This window comes from Microvirga aerilata (assembly GCF_016743775.1).
GTDB lineage: Bacteria > Pseudomonadota > Alphaproteobacteria > Rhizobiales > Beijerinckiaceae > Microvirga > Microvirga aerilata.
This window is the reverse complement of sequence record NZ_JAEQMY010000272.1, coordinates 1-1,416: the sequence shown is the minus strand read 5'-3', so window position 1 is coordinate 1,416 and position 1,416 is coordinate 1. Positions and strand designations below refer to the sequence as shown.

General features: G+C 55.9%; 2 protein-coding genes. Both read left to right on the top strand.

The annotated features are described in order from the left end of the window. Positions 1-155 precede the first annotated feature (155 nt). Entirely contained in the window at positions 156-482 is a 327-nt protein-coding gene (locus JKG68_RS32290) for a hypothetical protein (RefSeq protein ID WP_202066512.1), read from the top strand. A 407-nt stretch (positions 483-889) separates the two neighbouring features. Next, a complete protein-coding gene (locus JKG68_RS32285; protein ID WP_202066510.1) occupies positions 890-1,291 on the top strand; it encodes a DoxX family protein in 402 nt (133 codons plus the stop codon). Positions 1,292-1,416: the final 125 nt, after the last annotated feature.

Here is a 1,416-nt window from a genome sequence, read left to right as displayed (position 1 = left end):
ACACCCGTCATGGCAGCCTCCTGTGTCAGATCAGGAGATTATGAACCCATGCGCAGGAGGTGCAACTGTAGTGCTAACAAAGGTCTAGCTCTTGCCCTGTAGCTGCCAAGATCGTCCTTAGCCATAGCGGACAAACAAGCGTTGCGGGAGGGTACATGAAGTTAGATGATCCATTTCCTCTTGAGGCAGTTTCATCGCGAGTGAGAGCAGCCGTCCTTTACGAGTTTCAGGGCCGTTGCCCTAGCATCCGCGAGATGACGCGTATTCCAGACAAGCAGTGGCTGGCGACCCCTGGGATTGGTAGGACTGCCCTAGGAGAAATTCGCAGTGTCGCCGATGACCGGCCTTCCAGTCCGGCAGCCTCAGCACAAGTGACAGATGCTGAGTTGTTGGAACGTCTTGAGTTCCTTCAGAAGGAGCTTCAGGGCATCTACACGATGCTCAAGGGCAGAATGGTCGAAGCAACGAGGATTGACGCCTAGTCATCAAGGGTGCCCTCCTCGACCACAAGAGACAGGGCAGCCCTAAGCACAACTGTCCCCGCTTCGTCTCTGACACTCACTACGAACGTGCGGTGATTGCCAAGGCGGTCATCCTCCGTCCACGACGGGGAGCCGCTCTCGGTCGGTGGTGCTGGCATAGACGGGAAGCCTGAATATTATCCTGAAGTAAGCGCCGCTGAGCATATGGGTCTGCTGGTATGAAGTAAACCAAGGACGGGCATCCGGTGGCGTGGGGTACCTGTGCCACCAATCTCAACGAGATGATGTTACCTTCGATCTTGCCTGTAACTGAATCCTAACCGACCTGGGATCATCTGTTTGCTGCGACTGAGCGGGTCAAATCCTTGCAGTCTGTCATACTCCAGGACCTTAGGAGAAAGCTCGTGTTGAGCCGCAGCGAAGATTTGGCATTGCTTTTGGGTCGCGTGTTTGTGGCGGCTTTGTTCCTGCCGTCTGGGTTCAATAAGCTCATGGCTTTCTCGTCCTTCACATCATCCCTCGCGGCAAAGGGGATGCCTTACCCGGCAGTGCTCGCAGGCATCATGGTAGCTGCCGAGTTCCTCGGACCCTTGGCCTTGCTCATCGGATTGTGGCCACGCTGGACAGCCTTGGCGCTGATCGGCTTCACAGGGGTCAGTCTCTGGATGAGCTACGGTCACTCTGGGTTGAACATGCTCCTTCGTCCTCAGCAAAGCGTCGAGCTTTTCGAGCGCCTCGCCATTGTTGGAGGACTGCTGTTCTACTTCTCCTCGGGGCCAGGAGGATGGAGCAGAACCAGTTTGCGGTGACTGTGATGGCCTCCACCGCCATCAGCCAATCCCGTCGAGCTACAGCAACTAATACCAAGTCCCTGAAGGTCTGACTCGTTCGTGATTTCCCGGGCTGGAGTGGGTGTGATTCAGTTTGGTGAACC